Genomic DNA, 15,283 nt, shown 5'->3' with positions numbered 1-15,283 from the left:
ACCGGCGACACCATCACAGCCACAGCCGGGCCCGGGCCGGGGTCGTTGCCGGTCCGTGAGATCACCGCCGACGACGCGGCCATCCAACTCGCGTATGCCGCACGGGTGGTCATCGTCCCCGGCTACGGACTCGCCGCCGCCCAGGCACAACACGAAGCCGTCGCCCTCGCACAAGCGCTGACCGCACGCGGAGTCGAGGTCTCGTATGCGATCCACCCGGTCGCCGGACGCATGCCGGGCCACATGAACGTACTGCTGGCCGAAGCCAACGCCCCCTACGAGCAACTCGCCGACCTCGAGGAAAGCAACCCCGGCTTCCCCCGCACCGACGTAGCGCTGGTCATCGGGGCCAACGACGTCACCAACCCCGCCGCCCGACGACCCGGCAACCCGGTATCGGGCATGCCCATCCTCGACGTCGACCGGGCCAAAAGCGTGATCGTCATCAAACGCTCACTGGGCCACGGCTACGCCGGCATCGACAACGAACTCTACAACGACCCCCGAACCGCGATGCTGTTCGCCGACGCCAAAGCCGGACTGACGGCACTGCTGGCCGGGCTCTCGGCGTACGCGAAGTAGATCGTTTCCTTGACATCGATAGATCGTGTTGGAACTCTCAGTGGCGGATCGCTCACCCTCCGCCCTTTCGGGAGTGCCGCCGTGCAGAGTCCGCAGATCGCCGCGTTGCTCGACGAACCCGCCTCCCTCGACGAGTTCTGGCAGCGGGTGACAGCGGACGGCACCCCGCTGGTCGAGCCCTGGCGCGACGATTCCCGCCTGGTCACGTTCCTGTGGCGAGGGCCGGCCCGCAGCACACGGGTGTGGTGGGGGCTCGACGTCGAACTCGAGCAGATGCCCGGCACAGATCTCTGGTACGCGACCCGGGTGCTGCCCTCCGACCTGCGCACCATCTACTGCATCGCGCACGACGGCGAGAAGGGCCTGCCGACCGACGACCGCGGGCGGGGCCGGAGCCACATCGACGTCCTCAACCCGCATCGGGAGTTCTTCCCGGGCGAGCCCGGCGACCCGGACGACCCCGACGCCTGGCTGTCGCTGCTGTCGCTGCCCGACGCCCCCGGCGAGCCGTGGATCGAACCGCGTCCCGGCGTGCCGGCGGGGACGATCGTCGACGCGCCGCTGTCGCCGCCGGTCGCGGTCTACCGGCCCGCCGGCATCCCGACCGAGGGACTGCCGGTGCTGGTCGTCTTCGACGGCTGGATCTCGCGGACGGTCCAGCGCATCCCCACCATCCTCGACAACCTGATCGCGGCGGGCGAGATCCCGCCCGTCGTCGCCCTGTTCGTCAGCAACTACGCGGCCACCCGCGACGCCGAGCTGACCCCGGGCTCCGAACACGCCCGTTTCATCACCGACGAGCTGTTGCCGTGGGCGCGCGCCGAACTGGGCGCCGGGGCCGACGGCCGGGCGAACGTCATCGCCGGGGTGTCCCGAGGCGGCCTCGCCGCGGCCGGGATAGCGCTCCGCTCGCCCGACTGCTTCGGCGCGGTTATCGCGCAGTCGGGCAGCTTCTGGTGGCCGAGCGACAACTCGGGCGCCCTGATCCGCGAGGTGGATCAGCGGCCGCCGGCCGACATCCGGTTCTATCTGGACGTCGGCATCCGCGAGACCGTGTCCGCGCCCGGCGGGGGCCCGAGCCAGATCGACGTCAACCGGTCCATGCGGGACGCGCTGCGCCGGCGGGGCTACTCGGTCTCGTACGCCGAGTACACCGGCGGCCACGACTACGTGAACTGGCGGCGGACCTTCGCCGACGGCCTGATCGCGGTCGCCGGCGTCCACGCGTCATGAACCGCGCCGACACGCTCGGGTCGCTGTGGCAGGCCTGGGCCGCGCAGGGCGAGGCGCTCACCGAGGAGCAGTGGGCCACGCCGACCCGGCTGCCGCCCTGGGACGTCCGCGCCCTGTTCGCCCATGCCTCGGCGTGGCCGCGCTGGCTGGCGTACATCGTGACCCAGGAGCGCGAGACGCCACCGACCCATCCCACGGCGGCGGCGCTGTTGCTCGACTTCAACGCGCCCGACGGGTTGGCCACGCGGATGCGGCAGTCGACCGCCGACAAGGCGGTGGACGACGGCCGGGAGCACACGACGGAACAGATGATCGCGGCGTGCGCCGAGGTCGGGCCGCAGGCTCTCGAGGCGGCGCGCGCTCTCGGCGACGTGGTCGTCGACTACCTCGGCCTGGCCCGGCTGCGGCTCGACGAGGTGCTGAGCATCGGCATCCTCGAGGCGACCGTGCACCTGCTCGACCTGCAGCGGGCTTTGGGCGTACGGCCGTCGGCGCCGCCCAGCGGGCTCGCGCTCACGGCGTCCGTGCTGGCCGCCATGGCCGACCCGGTCGACTTCATCGAGGCCGCCACCGGCCGTACCGGCGCCGAGGTCTTCCCCGTCCTCACGTGACCGCCAGAATGACGACGCCCGCGAAGATGACTCCGGCGCCGAGCGCGGCCGTTCTGGTCGGCTTGCGGGCCGTGCACCACGTGAGGGCGATCACGAAGAGGATGCCGGTCTCGCGCAGGGCGGCGACGGCCGCGACCTGGGCCGCGGAGACCAGCGAGATCGCGGCCAGGGCCAGCCCGTGGGCCGCGAACGAGCCCAGGCCGATCACCAGGGGCGCCGGCTGGAAGCGGGACCGGATGGCTCCCGGCCGGGCCAGGCAGGTCACGACAACGAGCGGCGCCATCGTCAGCCAGAAGTAGGTGGCCGGGTCGGCATGCCGCAGACCCAGCGAGGCGACGTACGTGTAGCAGGTCAGCGAGACCGCGACCGGAGCCGCCGCCAGCACCGACCGCCGGTCCGCCCCGGACGAAGTCAGGAAGATGCCGCCGCTGATCACCAGGACGCCGAGCACCGCCCCGGCGTGGAAGCCGCCGGTCGGCAGGGTCAGAAGCAGCAGCAGTACGGGGGCCAGACCGCGCGCGATCGGATAGGCGGCATGCACCGGTGCGCGGGCGTAGGCCACGTTGAGCAGCAGGAAATAGGTGACCGAGAAGCAGGCCGAGAGGGCCAGGTAGCCCCATGCCGCGTCCTCCACCCGCCACCGGGCGAGGGCGAGCGGCGTCCACGCGACAAAGCCGAACGCGTTGCCGGCGATGGTGACGTCGAAGCCCTTGCCCGTCCCGGCGCCTTTGTCAGCCGCCGCTCCCGCCAGCAGCACGTTCCACAGCGCGTGCAGAAGCGCGGACGAGAGCACCAGCCCCAGCGCGAGCGGCGGAAGCCCCATGCCGTCAGTCTGTGCCGCCCGCCGCGCCGGGACTGTCGCCAATCGGCCAGAGCCGTACGGTCCTCCGCCCGGTTGAGGTCATCCGCCACGCCGGGTACGCCCCGGATCTCAGGGCTATGACCCGCCGACGACTGCCTGGAGATCTGGATGCATTCTCACCAAATCCCTCGGGCCGTGATGCGTTCGATGATAATTGAACGGATCTCAATTACGGGGATGAGGCCAATGGTCAGCGTTCAGAGCCAGCCGCTCAGTCGTCTTGTGGAAGATCCCCCCGCGGCCCTGATCGGCGTCGATCGGGACGGCACGATTTCGCTGACGGCCGAGGTGCGGTCCTTGCTCGGTTACCGCGACGAGGAGCTCCTGGGGAGGTCCGTCGCGACTCTCGTCGATCTGCCGTCGTTGTTCACGGATCTGTTGTCGGACCATTCGCCGACGCCGGAGCCACTGGTCGTTCATACGCCATTCCGTCGTAAGGACGGCACCAGGTTCATGGCGGACCTTCATCTTTCCACGGTGAGGTCGGGCACGGGAACGCAGGTCTGGGCGCAGTTGCGTGAGGCGCCGCTCTGCGATCGGGTCGCGGTCACCCGCAGCCTGTTCCGGTCGCTGGCCGACTCGGCCGGCGACGCCATCATCAGCGCCACCCTGGACGGTGAGATCACCTACTGGAATCCGGCCGCCGGCCGGCTGTACGGATATACCGCAGGCGAGGCGATCGGCCAGTCCCTGGCGATGCTCTACGTGGTGGATCCGCAACGGGAGATGGCGAAGGTGCTGGCGCAGGTCGTCGAGGGCCGTCCGGCGGTCCTCGGACGGGTCCAGCGCCGTCGTAAGGACGGCACCGTTCTGCGGGTCTCGGTGACGGTCGCGCCGATCCTCGACACCGCCGGTGCTATCGTCGGGGCCGCCTCCATCACCACCGACACCGGCGGCGAGCAGCGGGCCGAAGCCCGGTTCCAGGCCCTGCTCGAGGCGGCGACGGTGGCCATCATCGGCGTCAACGAAGCGGGACGGATCCTGCTGGTCAACGCCGAGGCCGAGCGGCTGTTCGGCTACCGCCGTCACGAGCTGCGCGACCAGCCCGTGGAGATTCTGGTCCCGCAGGCCGTGCGCGGGGCCCACGAAGGGCTGCGCAGCGGATTCCTGACCCATCCGAAGACGCGGCCGATGGGCGTCGGACTGCAGCTGCAGGCGCAGCGCAAGGACGGCAGCCAGTTCCCGGTCGAGGTGTCGCTGTCGGCGATCGACACCGACGATGGCCTACTGGTGGCGGCGGCGGTGCGGGACCTGAGCCAGCAGGCGGCCCGGGAGCGGCTGGAAGATCAATTGCAGCAGACCCGTCGTCTGGACAGTCTCGGCCAACTCGCCGGCGGAGTAGCGCACGACATCAACAACCTGATGGCGATCGTCGGCGGGCACGCCGCCTTCATCATCGACGACGCCGAAAGCGGCGCCGCAGCCGACGGCACCGGGATCCTGGCCGACATCGCTGTGCAGGCTCACAAGATCCAAGGCGCCGTCGCACGCACCACCGATCTGACGCGTCAGATGCTTGCCTTCGGCAACCGCGGACTGCTCCGCAAATGCGTGGTAGAGGTCAACGCGGCCGTCCGGGACTCCACCACCCTGCTGGAACGCACCCTGGGCGAGCACATCACCATCGATCAGCGACTGGCCGACGACCTGTGGCCGATCATGGCGGATCCGGGCGAGATCGAACAGATCATCATCAACGCGGCCGTCAACGCCCGCGATGCCATGCCGGACGGCGGCAGGCTGACCGTCGAGACAGCGAACACGGTCCAGGACGCGGACGAGGCTTCGATTCCGGACCTGCCACCGGGCCGGTACGTGCGACTGCGGGTGCGCGACACCGGCAACGGCATGACCCCGGAGACGGCGGCGAAGGCGTTCGAGCCGTTCTTCACCACCAAGCCACCGGGCCAAGGCACCGGACTCGGCCTGTCGACGATCTACGGGATCGCCGTCCGGCACCAGGGCCACGCCCGGCTGGACTCACAGCTGGGACAAGGAACGACGCTGACGATTCTGTTGCCCGCATACCAGGGCCCGGTCGGATCGGACGCCCTCCCGCCCAAGCCCGCGGAGGCGGACGGCGCCCGGTACACGGTGCTCGTCGTGGACGACCAGGACGGCGTCCGGGAAGTCACCCGACGCTTTCTGCTCCGCGACGGACACACCGTGCTCGAAGCGGCCGGCGGCCCCGCCGCGCTCGAACTCGTGGCCGCCCGGACCGAACCGATCGACCTGCTCCTCACCGACGTCATCATGCCCGGAATGCTCGGCACGGAACTCGCCCGGCGCGTCGTGGCGGACCTGCCCGCGGTCCGGGTGCTGTTCATCTCCGGCTACGCCCAGCCCGCCCTCAACAAGCAAGGAACGTTGGGCGACGACGCGATCCTGCTGGAAAAGCCCTTCACCGAACACCAACTCCGCACGGCGGTGGCCGCCACGATGTCCAGCGCGGCGACTTGAGAGGAGACGAGACGTTCACGCCGCCGGCCGCAGTCGCGGCTCGGTTCAGAGCAGGTGGGCGTTGGCGGCGCGTGCCTGTTCCGTGAAGGCCGGCAGTTCGACGACCTCGATGCCGGCCGCGGTCAGCAAGGCCACGCCCTCGCAGGTCACGAACAGGTCCGGCTCGCGCCAGGCCAGCACCACGCGGGGGATGCCGGCCGCGATGATCAGGCTCGTGCAGGTGGCGCCGGGCCGGCTGGCGCGCTTGGAGCACGGTTCCAGGCTGCTGTAGAGCGTCGCCTGCCGTAGCCCGACGCCCGCTCTGAGCAGCGCGGACTCCTCGGCGTGGACCATCGGGTCGACGTCGCGCGACCAGCCGCACGCGATCTCGTCGCCGTCGGCGCCGACGATGACGGCCCCCACCGCGAACGCGGTCGACGAGCGCGGCGACCGATGAGCCAGCTCCACCGCGCGGCTCATCCAGCGGTCGTCATCCATGTGGTTCCCATCGGCGTGCCTACCGGACGTGCGGCCGTTCAGGCAAGCCGCACCAGCTCGCAACTTACGCGATAGCCCACGCTCGATCGGCCGCGGTGGCGGCTCGCACGGTCGGCGCCCGGTCAGAGCGGCGAAGCGAAGTTCTGCGTCCAGTACTGGGTGCCCTTGCCGGACTTGGCCAGGCCGACGCCGATGTGCTTGTAACCGCAGTTCAGGATGTTGGCCTTGTGGCCGGGGCTGTTCATCCAGCCGTCCATGACGTCGGCCGGGGTGCGGTAGCCGGCCGCGACGTTCTCGGCGACGCCGCCCCACCGGTATCCCTCGGCGGTGACGCGGTCGCCCATCGAGGCCTCACCGGGCAGCTGGTGCGACATGGAGTCCTGGGACGCCTGCCGCTCGGAGTGCTTCTGTGCCGCCCGGTGCAGGCGCGTCTCGCCGGCCAGGGAGCCGCATCCGGCTGCCTTGCGCTCCACGTTGACCAGGCGGATCACCTCGGTGACCGTGGACGAGCTGCCGCCGGAGGCGGGCCGCTGGGTCGTCCGGGTCGGCGCCGGGGCCTCGGTCTTCGTCGGGGCCGTCGTCTTCGCCTTGGCCGGGCGCTTGGTCGCGGTGCTGGTCGGCCGGGCCGTGGTGGGCTTGGCGCTCGGCGTGGTGGGGCTGGGTGACGGGCTTGCTGTGCCCGGGGACGCTGTCGGCAGCGGATCGGCGGCCGGCTCCGTGTCGATGCTCGGCTCGGTCGAGGCGTCAGCGGGTGGCGCGTCGAGGGGCGCGGTCGCGGTCAGGCGAGCCCCGCCGTCGTCGGATGAGGACCGTGCCACGGCGATGCCGGCGAAGCTGACACCGATCACCCCGACCGCGAGGGCGGCTGTCAGGACAGGGCGGAAACGGCGGGCGGCATGCGCGGGCACGGTGAATCTCCTCGGATGGGGGACGGCGGATCAAAATATCCACATCCGTGCCGAGTCCGGTCGATCCTAAGGAATGCTTAAAGATCCGCTCAGCGGGCTTTAACGTGGCCGCGGCGCCGGGTCACGTGACGAACAGGACCACGGCGACGGTGACGGTGACGGCGACACTGGTCCAGCGCAGCACCTCAACGGGCAGGTGGCGGGCGACCCTGGCCGGTGAGGGCGGAAACGGCTGCCGACGGGGCCGGCCGCGTAGCCGGGAGCCACCGAGAGCGTGTTGCTCACGCTGGCCGCCACGCCGGGCAGGCCGGGGGCGACCAGCAGCGGGAAGGTGATGAGCGACCCGCCGCCGGCGATGCAGTTGATCGCGCCGGCGGTCAGGCCGCCGCCCAGCAGGGCGAGGATCTCGCCGAGGGTCAATTGTCGTCGTTCTTGTCGCGGTCCAGGGCCAGGTCGAGGGCGAGCACGCTGCCGATGACGAGCAGCGGGTCGATGCCGGCGGCGACCTGGACGGCGTACGTGTCGCGGATCGTCAGCCAGCGCTTGGAGACGGCGGCCACCTCCTCGCCGCCGCGCTCGATCACGTACTCGTGGTCGAGCAGGTCGCCCTTCATCTCCAGGTCGTCGGGCCCGGGCACGTCGATGGTGAACTTCTCGCGGAACGGCGTGAACAGCTTCTTGCGGACCTCGGCCGCCTTCTCACCGCCGATCCGGATCTCGTACGTCGGCCGCAGTGACACCAGATGCCGGTGCAGTGAGGCGACCTCCTGCCCGGATGGATCCTCGATCACCACTTTGTTGCGGACGCTCAGCACCTTGCCGTCGACGTGGAAGACCTTGGCGCCGTGCTCGTCGAGCACATCGAAGTCGTCGCCGATGGAGAAGAATCGTTCCCGGATGACATACATGGGCCGATTCTTCAGGATTCGCGGACCAGTCGCAGCGTGGTGATCTGGAACGGGCCGAGGACGAGCTGATCGACGGGCACGGGATCCCGCTCCAGCAGGTCGGTCTCGGCGACAGCGGCCGGGAAGCTGGGCTTCAGCCGGGCGAGGGCGCGCCCGCCGCGCGTCTCGTGCAGGCGGACGATCACGTCACCGCTCCGGTCGTCGGCGAGCTTGATCCAGTCGATGACCGCCGCGCCCGCTGCGACGTCGAGGGTCACCAGCGGTTCGAGGTCGGTCAGCGCGTCCAGGCGGGGCGCGTTGAGGTCGTCGGCCTCTTTCCGGGTCTGCGTCTCGTCGCCGGCCACCACGGCGAAGCGCAGCGTGTGCCGGCCGCGGTCGGTGTGCGGGTCGGGGTAGCGGGGCGCGCGCAGCAGCGTCGGCCGGATGTCGGTGCCACCGGGGATCCGGCGCACGTCACACCCGTACGTCGAATCGTTGATCACCCCGACGCCGAGCCCGGGCTCGGTGACGTGCACCCAGCGGTGCGAGCAGACCTCGTACTGCGCCTCGTCGGCAAGCGTGTTCTCGTGGGTGGGGCGCTCGATCGAGCCGTACTGCGTCTCGTAGCGCGCCCGCATGCTGTGCACAGCCACCGGCAACGACAGCTTGAGCAGGTGCTCCCGCTCCTGCCAGTCGACGTCGACGGTGATGTCCAGCCGCGGCCGGCCCGCTTCCATCGCGTACGTCGTGACGAACGTCGAAGCCCCGCGCCGGTGTGTCACGACGATCGCGTCACCGGTGGCCTCCACGCCGGCGAACTCGAGCGGCACCGGGAGTCGCAGCACGTGCCGGTCGACATCCCAGGCGTCCCACCGCACCGGCTCGTCGCGGAACAGCCGCAGCACTCCGAGCGGCCCGGCGGCGATCTCCCGCCCGTCGCGCACGTCGACGAGCGATTGCACGTTTCCGTTCGCATCGAGCGAAGCGCGCAGGATCCCGTTGTCCAAAACGACATCCACGCTCAGCTCGCTTCCGTCCCGGTCGCTCACCAACCGGTCTGCTTCGCTCAAAGCGACAGCCTTGGTCGGCGCCACCCTGTTCGCGTCGCGCACGACTTGCCAGCCCACGATCCGGCCCGGGGCGCCGGGGCCTTCGACGAGCGCCCGCAATTGCTTCTCCAGACGGGCGTACGTGTCGCGGGCCTCGCGGTGCACCCACGAGATCGACGAGCCGGGCAGGATGTCGTGGAACTGGTGCAGCAGCACGGTTCGCCACGCCTCGTCGAGCTCGGCGTGGGGATAGGGCACGTCATCGCGTACGGCGGAGACCGCTTTCAGATACTCGACCGTGCGCAGCAGAGCCTCAGCCCGCCTGTTGCCCTGCTTCATCGCGATCTGCGAGGTCAGCGTGCCCCGGTGCAGCTCGAGATACAGCTCGCCGGCCCACACCGGCGCGTCGTCGCCCAGCTCGGCCTCGACGGCCGCGAAGAACTGCTCGGGCGCTCCCAGTTCGACCCGGGCCGCGCCTTCCAGATCGCGGAAGCGGTGCGCGCGGGCCACCATCTCGCGGGTCGGGCCGCCGCCCCCGTCGCCGTAGCCGAACAGCAGCAGCGAGTGGTCCGAAACGGACTTGTCGCGGAAGTTGCTCACCGCGTGCCGCAACTCGCCCGCGGTGACCTCGGCCGAGTACGTGTCAGCGGGCGGAAAATGCGTGAGGATGCGGCTGCCGTCGATGCCCTCCCACGCGAACGTGTGGTGCGGGAAGACGGTGGTGTCGTTCCACGAGAGCTTCTGCGTGAGGAACCACCGGTACCCGGCACGGCGCGCGATCTGCGGCCACGCCCCCGAATAGCCGAAGCTGTCCGGCAGCCACACCACCTCCGACTCGTGCCCGAACGTCTCGGCGAAGTACCGCTTGCCGAAGCTGATCTGCCGCACGAGCGACTCGCCGCCCGGCATCACCGCGTCCGACTCGACCCACATGCCGCCGACCGGAACGACGCGCCCCTCGGCGACGCGCTGCCGGACGCGCTCGAACAGCTCGGGGTGGTCCTCCTGAACCCAGGCGTACTGCTGGGCGGACGACATCGCGTACACCAGCCCCGGCTCGGTCTCCATCAGCGTGAGCACGTTCGCGAGCGTCCGCGCCACCTTGCGCCGCGTCTCGCGCAACGGCCACAGCCAGGCCGAGTCGATGTGCGCGTGCCCGACCGCCGTCATCCGGTGCGCGCTGGCGTTCGCCGGTTGCGAGAGCGCTTCGGCCAGGGCCTCCCGCGCCTCGGCGACGGAGGTGGCGTCCAGGGCCGCCTCGACGGCGCGCAGGATCTTCCAGTAGCGCGGCTCGTCCGGGCTGAGCTGCGGCATCAGGTCGCCGGTGGCCTCGAGGTCGCGCAGCAGCTCGAACACCTCGGCGTCGAACGCGCACAGCTTCGCGGAAACCAGCCGGTAGGGCTCGGGCTCGTCCGGGCCGGGCTTTTCGCCGTACGTCGTCTCGCCGAACGCCGGAGCGTCGAGCACCAGCGGATTGGCCGCCGCCTCGACGAACACGGTGAAGCGGCCGTCCGCCGCGACGACACCCTCGGCGGCGCCCGGCCCGGTCAGCCGGAACCAGCCGTTGCGGGGGTGAAGAGCCTTCAGCGGTACGCCGTCGGCCCGAAACACGAGCGCCTCGCCCTGCCCACCGACGAAGCGCCCGGACCACCCCAGATCAAGCACGAGCTCCACCGGCCGCTCGCCCGCGGGCACCCGCCCCTCGACCCGCAACCAGGTCGTGCCCCACCGCGGCCCCCACGTCGCGCCCACCGCGAGTGGTTCGTAGGTGGCCCCGAGGGCGTGCGCGGGCGGCACGGGCTCCCCGTCCCCGCCCACCCGCCAGGCCGCCACCTCGACATCGGCGACGGGTTCGTGGAGCCGGGGCTGAAGGCGTTCCCGCACAACCCGTTCGAGCCGAGCGACGACGTGAGCCGGATTCGTATGCACCACAACATCCTCAGCCGTCGCCCGCTACTGCGCCAGCGGGCCCACCGGGTGCGGCTCAGCCTCGCAGCATGGCCGGTCCGGCTCTGCCGGGCCGCAGCGCGTCGGCGACGGCTGCCTCAACCCAGCAGGCCCCGTAGATCTATAGGGGTGTGATGTATCTGACTGGCCGGGGTTGGAACAGGGGCGCACCGATATTGTTGCGAACGCAAGTAAACGGTGGTCGAGGAAGAGGGAACGCGCCGTGAGTGAGCTCAATCTGCTGGTGGTTGTCGGGAGCACGCGGCCCGGACGGGTCGGCCCGAAGGTCGCCGACTGGTTCGTCGACGCCGCCAAGGCGCACGGCGGGTTCCAGGTGAGCGTGGCCGACCTGGCCGACGAGAACCTGCCGCTGCTCGACGAGCCGCACCACCCGCGTCTGCAGAACTACCAGTACGACCACACCAAGCGCTGGAGCGAGAAGGTCGCCGCGGCCGACGCCATCGTGTTCGTGATCCCGGAATACAACTACGGGCTGGGCGCCGCCTTCAAGAACGCGCTCGACTACCTGCACGCCGAGTGGAACTACAAGGCCGCCAGCGTGGTCAGCTACGGCGGTGTCTCGGCGGGCACGCGGTCGGCCCTGCAGCTGCAGAGTTCCGCGTACGCGCTGAAGCTTTTCATGATCCCCGAGTCGGTGAACATCCCGTTCGTGCACAGCCTGGTGCAGGAGGGCGAGCTCCGCCCCACCGAGATCATGACCGCGGCGGCCACCGGCGTGCTCAACGAGCTGGCCAAGGTCTCGACTGCCCTCAAGCCCTTGCGCGACGCGAAGTAGGGACCGGGCCGGCGCTCAGCACGCCGCTCCCCGCCGCGATCTGGCCGGCGGCGGGGAGCAGGGCAGCCCGGGCTCGTGCGGCCGTCTCCGGCTGTCCGAGCGCCTCGGCCGCGCGGTTGGTCAGGCACCACAGTGCCTCGGCGAGCAGGTCGGCCGGCGGGTCCGGGACGGTGCGCAACGCGTCCCGGGCTTCTTCCGTACGGCCCTGGGCCAGCAGAACATGCGGCTGCGCCCACGGCCGGTACGAGCCGTAGTCGAGCGTGTGGTCGGGTTCCCCCAGGCACAGCAGGGCCAGGGCGAGCAGGCCGTGTTCGAGGCCGGGCATGCCGGCACCGGTGAGGTGGGCCGCGGCGACCCGGTAGGCGTCGGGGGTGCCCTGGCGCATCGCGCGGTACCACTCGGTGAACACTCCCACCAGCGGCAGCTCGTGGTCGGCGGCCAGGCGGTCGGCGGCACGGGCGTGAGCGTCGGCGGCGGCGAAGTCGGCCTCGGCGGATCGGGACTGCACGCGGATCAGGTGGCCCAGGACCTCGTACGTCGGCAGGTTGTGCTGCGCCGACAGGGCGATCAGCTCGGCGCCGATCTCGTCGCGGGCCGGAGCCAGGCCGCAGCGGTGGAAGGTCTGCATGTAGAGGGCGTTCAGGGCGAACGCCAGCAGGGCCGGGTCGTCGAGCTGCCGGGCCAGGGCGACCGCCTCCGCCGCGGGTTCGCGGTCGGGAATGCCCCGGGACTCGACGGCGATCGTGGCCAGCAGGCGAGCCCGCGCCGCACCAGTGGCGGACGGCAGGGTGCGACGTGCCGCCGCCACGATGAGCGCGGCCCGTTCCGGGTCGTCGGAGCGGGTCCAGATCGCCGGGACGTCGTACGCGCCGATCACCCGGGCGGTCAGCGCGGGATCGCCCAGTTCCTCAGCGGCGGCGATCGTGGCCAGGCGGTGCCGGCCGGCCGCCTCGAGCCCGCCCCCGCCTCCGGTGACCGCCAGGTTGCGCAGCAGACCCACGGTCGAGCCCAGCCGCGCGCGGGTCCCGACCGTTCGCTCGTAGTCTGCCGCCGCCTCAGCCCAGACCGAGCCTGCTTGCTCGGCCTGGATCGAGCCTGTTTGCTCGGCCTGGATCGAGCCTGTTTGCTCGGCCTGGATCGAGCCTGTTTGCTCGGCCCGGACCCAGGCTGGCGGCCCAGCATGCACCGAGGCTGGCGGCCCAGCATGCACCGAGGCTGGCGGCCCAGCATGCACCGAGGCCGGCGGCTCGGCCTGGATCGGGGTAGGCGTCATCGAGACGTCCTGCCGCAGGATGCTCGTCTCCAGCTCGCGCAGCGCCGGACCGCGGTCGAGGCCGAGCCGGTCGATCAGTTGCTCGCGGGCGCGGCGCAGCACCGCGAGGGCGTCGCCCTGTCGTCCCGTCCGGTAGAGGGCCAGCGCCAGCAGCCGCCACCCCTCCTCGCGCCACGGGTGTTCGGTGACATGGGCTTCCAGGTCGGGAACCGCTTCGGCCGGCGGGCGGGCCGCGGCCAGCACTTCGACCGCGTGCAGGCGTAGTTCGGCCAGGCGGGCGCGCTCGGCCCGGGCCCAGGGGGCTGAGGGGAAGTCGGCGTAGGCCGGGCCGCGCCACCAGCTCAGGGCCTCGGGCAGGGCGGCCGGGGTGGTCAGCGCCTGTTCGAAACGCCAGGCGTCGACCGCGTCGGGCGCGAGGCGCAGGGCGTATCCCGGGCTCTCAGTGACCAGCAGCGCCGGGGGAGTACGGGGACGGCGATCGGGCTCGAGCGCGCGGCGCAGGGCCGCGACAAAGGTCCGTACGGCGGAGACCGCACCGTCGGGCGGCGCGACCCACAGATCGTCGACCAGATGACCGACCGGCACGACGCGACCGCGCGCGACGATCAGGCGGGCGAGCACGGCCCGGTGCATCGGGCCCCTGAGCGGGACGAGCTCGCCGGTGGCACGCCATGCCGTAACCGGCCCCAGCACCCCGAACCGCACCGCCACCCGGCCACCGTACAACTCGCTCATCAAACGCTCATTCGCGCGCCGAAGAATCGGGAGCATGTTCGAAGAGCGCACAGTACGAGTTGACGACGACGTGGAACTGTTCGTGCGGGTGAGCGGCAGTGGCAGTCCGATCGTCCTGCTGCACGGTTTCCCGCAGACTCACCTGATGTGGCGGCACGTCGCCGCCGACCTGGCCCGGGATCACACCGTGATCTGCCCCGACCTGCGCGGGTACGGCGCCAGCGACAAGCCCGCCGAGGCCGGCCCCGACACGTACTCGAAGCGGACCATGGCCCGCGACGTCGTGCGGCTGGCCGCCGAGCTCGGGCACGACCGGTTCGCGCTGGCCGGGCACGACCGGGGCGCCCTGGTGGCGATCCGGGCCGGGCTCGACCACCCACGACACGTCACCCACCTGGCCTCGCTGGACGTGCTGCCGACCCTGGACATGTGGGACGTCATGCACGGCGCCTCGGCCGCCGTCGGGTTTCACCTCTACCTGATGGCGCAGCCGCCGGGCCTGCCCGAGAAGATGATCGCCGGCGCGGCCGACGAGTTCTTCGGCTACTTCCTCGACCTGTGGATCCAGGACCCGGCGGCGATCCCGCCCGGCGTGCGGGCCGCCTACCTGGACGCGTGCCGTGCCGCCGTGCCGTCGATCGTGGCCGACTACCGGGCGTCGGCCGGGATCGACGTGGAGCACGACCGGGCCGACCGCGAAGCCGGCCGCGTCCTGGGCATGCCGGTGACCGTTCTGCAGCAGGACTGGGGTTCGATGCTCGGGTTCGACGCGGAGGCGTTGTGGCGGGCGTGGGCGCCTGATCTCGAGCACCTTCCGGTGAAGTGCGGGCACTTCATGGCCGAGGAGGCGCCGGAGGTCGTGGTCGAGGCCCTCCGCGGGCTGCTGCAACGATAGGGACAAATCGGATAAAGTGGGCGCATGTTTCGCCGTGCGCTCGCCGTCATCGCCGCCCTCGTCCTCCTGCCGGCCGCTCCCGCCCAGGCCGCGCCCGCCCCGATCGACCTGGTCGGGCTCGACTTCCAAGTGATCAACGCGGGCAGTGGGTGGTGCCTCACCTCGGGGCTGACCGAGCTGCCGTGCGCGCGGACCGACCCCTACCGGTGGCGGTTCCGCCCGGTCGACGTCACCGGCAAGCTGGAGATCCTGAACGTGCGGACCGGCCGGTGTCTGAGCATGCCGCGCGGCACGCGCACCACCGGCGCGCGGGCCGGCCTGGAGCCGTGCGCGGCCGTGCAGTCGCGCCGGTGGGAGCTGCGCGACTCGCTCGGCGAGACAGCCAAGATGGTGAACACGCTGACCGGCCAGTGCCTGCAGGTCGCGAGCGGCGTCGCCGTGCAGGGCTCGTGCGCCGGCACGGCCGGGTCGCGCCGGTGGACCGTACGCGTGCTCAGCGTGCCGATTCCCGGGCTGATGTGACGCTTCCGCCGTGATGGGGATGGATGTCATCGTGGTGCATCTGCTG

At 71.2% G+C, this 15,283-nt stretch carries 13 protein-coding genes and 1 pseudogene; 7 read left to right on the top strand and 7 right to left on the bottom strand.

All coding sequences use genetic code 11. The features are described from left to right. From LXN57_RS22420 to LXN57_RS22410, 3 genes are all read left to right on the top strand, one after another. Window positions 1-582, top strand: a 582-nt coding sequence (locus LXN57_RS22420; RefSeq protein WP_251800133.1) for an NAD(P)(+) transhydrogenase (Re/Si-specific) subunit beta, incomplete at its 5' end; no start/stop codon positions are given. Between the two features lie 81 nt (window positions 583-663). Then, the gene (locus LXN57_RS22415) at window positions 664-1,815 is read left to right on the top strand and encodes an alpha/beta hydrolase-fold protein (RefSeq protein WP_251800132.1); all 1,152 of its coding nucleotides are present in this window, start codon (window positions 664-666) and stop codon (window positions 1,813-1,815) included. Beyond that, entirely contained in the window at window positions 1,812-2,426 is a 615-nt protein-coding gene (locus tag LXN57_RS22410) for a maleylpyruvate isomerase N-terminal domain-containing protein (RefSeq protein ID WP_251800131.1), read from the top strand. Before LXN57_RS22415 ends, LXN57_RS22410 begins: the two co-directional genes overlap by 4 nt. On the opposite strand, the gene LXN57_RS22405 is transcribed toward LXN57_RS22410, so the two are convergent. Further along, entirely contained in the window at window positions 2,419-3,249 is an 831-nt protein-coding gene (locus LXN57_RS22405) for a hypothetical protein (protein ID WP_251800130.1), read from the bottom strand. The two genes, LXN57_RS22410 and LXN57_RS22405, sit on opposite strands and share 8 nt — an antisense overlap. A gap of 261 nt (window positions 3,250-3,510) precedes the next feature. Between LXN57_RS22405 and LXN57_RS22400 the strand changes: the two genes are divergently transcribed. Next, window positions 3,511-5,748: a PAS domain-containing hybrid sensor histidine kinase/response regulator gene (locus LXN57_RS22400; protein ID WP_251800129.1), complete on the top strand. Its 2,238-nt coding sequence runs from the start codon at window positions 3,511-3,513 to the stop codon at window positions 5,746-5,748. Between the two features lie 45 nt (window positions 5,749-5,793). Here LXN57_RS22400 and LXN57_RS22395 read toward each other — a convergent pair whose 3' ends face one another. The 5 genes and pseudogenes from LXN57_RS22395 to LXN57_RS22375 all read right to left on the bottom strand — a co-directional run bounded on the left by LXN57_RS22395 (window position 5,794) and on the right by LXN57_RS22375 (window position 10,998). Further along, complete coding sequence (locus LXN57_RS22395) at window positions 5,794-6,225, bottom strand: deaminase (protein WP_251800128.1); 432 nt, start codon at window positions 6,223-6,225, stop codon at window positions 5,794-5,796. 122 nt (window positions 6,226-6,347) lie between these two features. After that, complete coding sequence (locus tag LXN57_RS22390) at window positions 6,348-7,133, bottom strand: CAP domain-containing protein (RefSeq protein WP_251800127.1); 786 nt, start codon at window positions 7,131-7,133, stop codon at window positions 6,348-6,350. A gap of 228 nt (window positions 7,134-7,361) precedes the next feature. Next, a pseudogene (locus LXN57_RS22385) lies at window positions 7,362-7,553 on the bottom strand (sulfite exporter TauE/SafE family protein); the annotation flags it as partial. Next, complete coding sequence (locus tag LXN57_RS22380; protein WP_251800126.1) at window positions 7,550-8,041, bottom strand: LURP-one-related/scramblase family protein; 492 nt, start codon at window positions 8,039-8,041, stop codon at window positions 7,550-7,552. The pseudogene LXN57_RS22385 and the gene LXN57_RS22380, both read right to left, overlap by 4 nt. An 11-nt stretch (window positions 8,042-8,052) precedes the next feature. Continuing rightward, complete coding sequence (locus tag LXN57_RS22375; protein ID WP_251800125.1) at window positions 8,053-10,998, bottom strand: alpha-mannosidase; 2,946 nt, start codon at window positions 10,996-10,998, stop codon at window positions 8,053-8,055. 241 nt (window positions 10,999-11,239) lie between these two features. Between LXN57_RS22375 and LXN57_RS22370 the strand changes: the two genes are divergently transcribed. Then, window positions 11,240-11,812, top strand: a complete 573-nt coding sequence (locus tag LXN57_RS22370) for an NADPH-dependent FMN reductase (protein WP_251800124.1) — start codon at window positions 11,240-11,242, stop codon at window positions 11,810-11,812. Here LXN57_RS22370 and LXN57_RS22365 read toward each other — a convergent pair. Further along, window positions 11,787-13,820: an AfsR/SARP family transcriptional regulator gene (locus LXN57_RS22365; protein ID WP_251800123.1), complete on the bottom strand. Its 2,034-nt coding sequence runs from the start codon at window positions 13,818-13,820 to the stop codon at window positions 11,787-11,789. The genes LXN57_RS22370 and LXN57_RS22365 overlap by 26 nt on opposite strands. A 34-nt stretch (window positions 13,821-13,854) precedes the next feature. Here LXN57_RS22365 and LXN57_RS22360 point away from each other — a divergent pair, with 34 nt between their 5' ends. After that, window positions 13,855-14,715 (top strand): alpha/beta fold hydrolase, encoded by an 861-nt coding sequence (locus LXN57_RS22360; protein ID WP_251800122.1) that lies wholly within the window; start codon window positions 13,855-13,857, stop codon window positions 14,713-14,715. A 24-nt stretch (window positions 14,716-14,739) separates the two neighbouring features. Next, entirely contained in the window at window positions 14,740-15,237 is a 498-nt protein-coding gene (locus LXN57_RS22355) for an RICIN domain-containing protein (RefSeq protein ID WP_251800121.1), read from the top strand. Window positions 15,238-15,283 lie beyond the last annotated feature (46 nt).

Origin of the sequence: Paractinoplanes hotanensis (genome assembly GCF_023717965.1) — a bacterium.
Taxonomy (GTDB): domain Bacteria; phylum Actinomycetota; class Actinomycetes; order Mycobacteriales; family Micromonosporaceae; genus Actinoplanes; species Actinoplanes polyasparticus.
The sequence above is the reverse complement of the archived record's forward strand: the minus strand, read 5'-3'. Positions and strand labels throughout refer to the sequence as shown.

Excerpts from the sequence above, each read along its gene's own strand:
- LXN57_RS22360 (WP_251800122.1), top strand. The coding sequence starts at position 13,855 with ATGTTCGAAGAGCGCACAGTACGAGTTGACGACGACGTGGAACTGTTC.
- LXN57_RS22410 (WP_251800131.1), top strand. The coding sequence starts at position 1,812 with ATGAACCGCGCCGACACGCTCGGGTCGCTGTGGCAGGCCTGGGCCGCG.
- LXN57_RS22405 (WP_251800130.1), bottom strand. The coding sequence starts at position 3,249 with ATGGGGCTTCCGCCGCTCGCGCTGGGGCTGGTGCTCTCGTCCGCGCTT.
- LXN57_RS22380 (WP_251800126.1), bottom strand. The coding sequence starts at position 8,041 with ATGTATGTCATCCGGGAACGATTCTTCTCCATCGGCGACGACTTCGAT.
- LXN57_RS22355 (WP_251800121.1), top strand. The coding sequence starts at position 14,740 with ATGTTTCGCCGTGCGCTCGCCGTCATCGCCGCCCTCGTCCTCCTGCCG.
- LXN57_RS22365 (WP_251800123.1), bottom strand. The coding sequence starts at position 13,820 with ATGAGCGAGTTGTACGGTGGCCGGGTGGCGGTGCGGTTCGGGGTGCTG.
- LXN57_RS22395 (WP_251800128.1), bottom strand. The coding sequence starts at position 6,225 with ATGGATGACGACCGCTGGATGAGCCGCGCGGTGGAGCTGGCTCATCGG.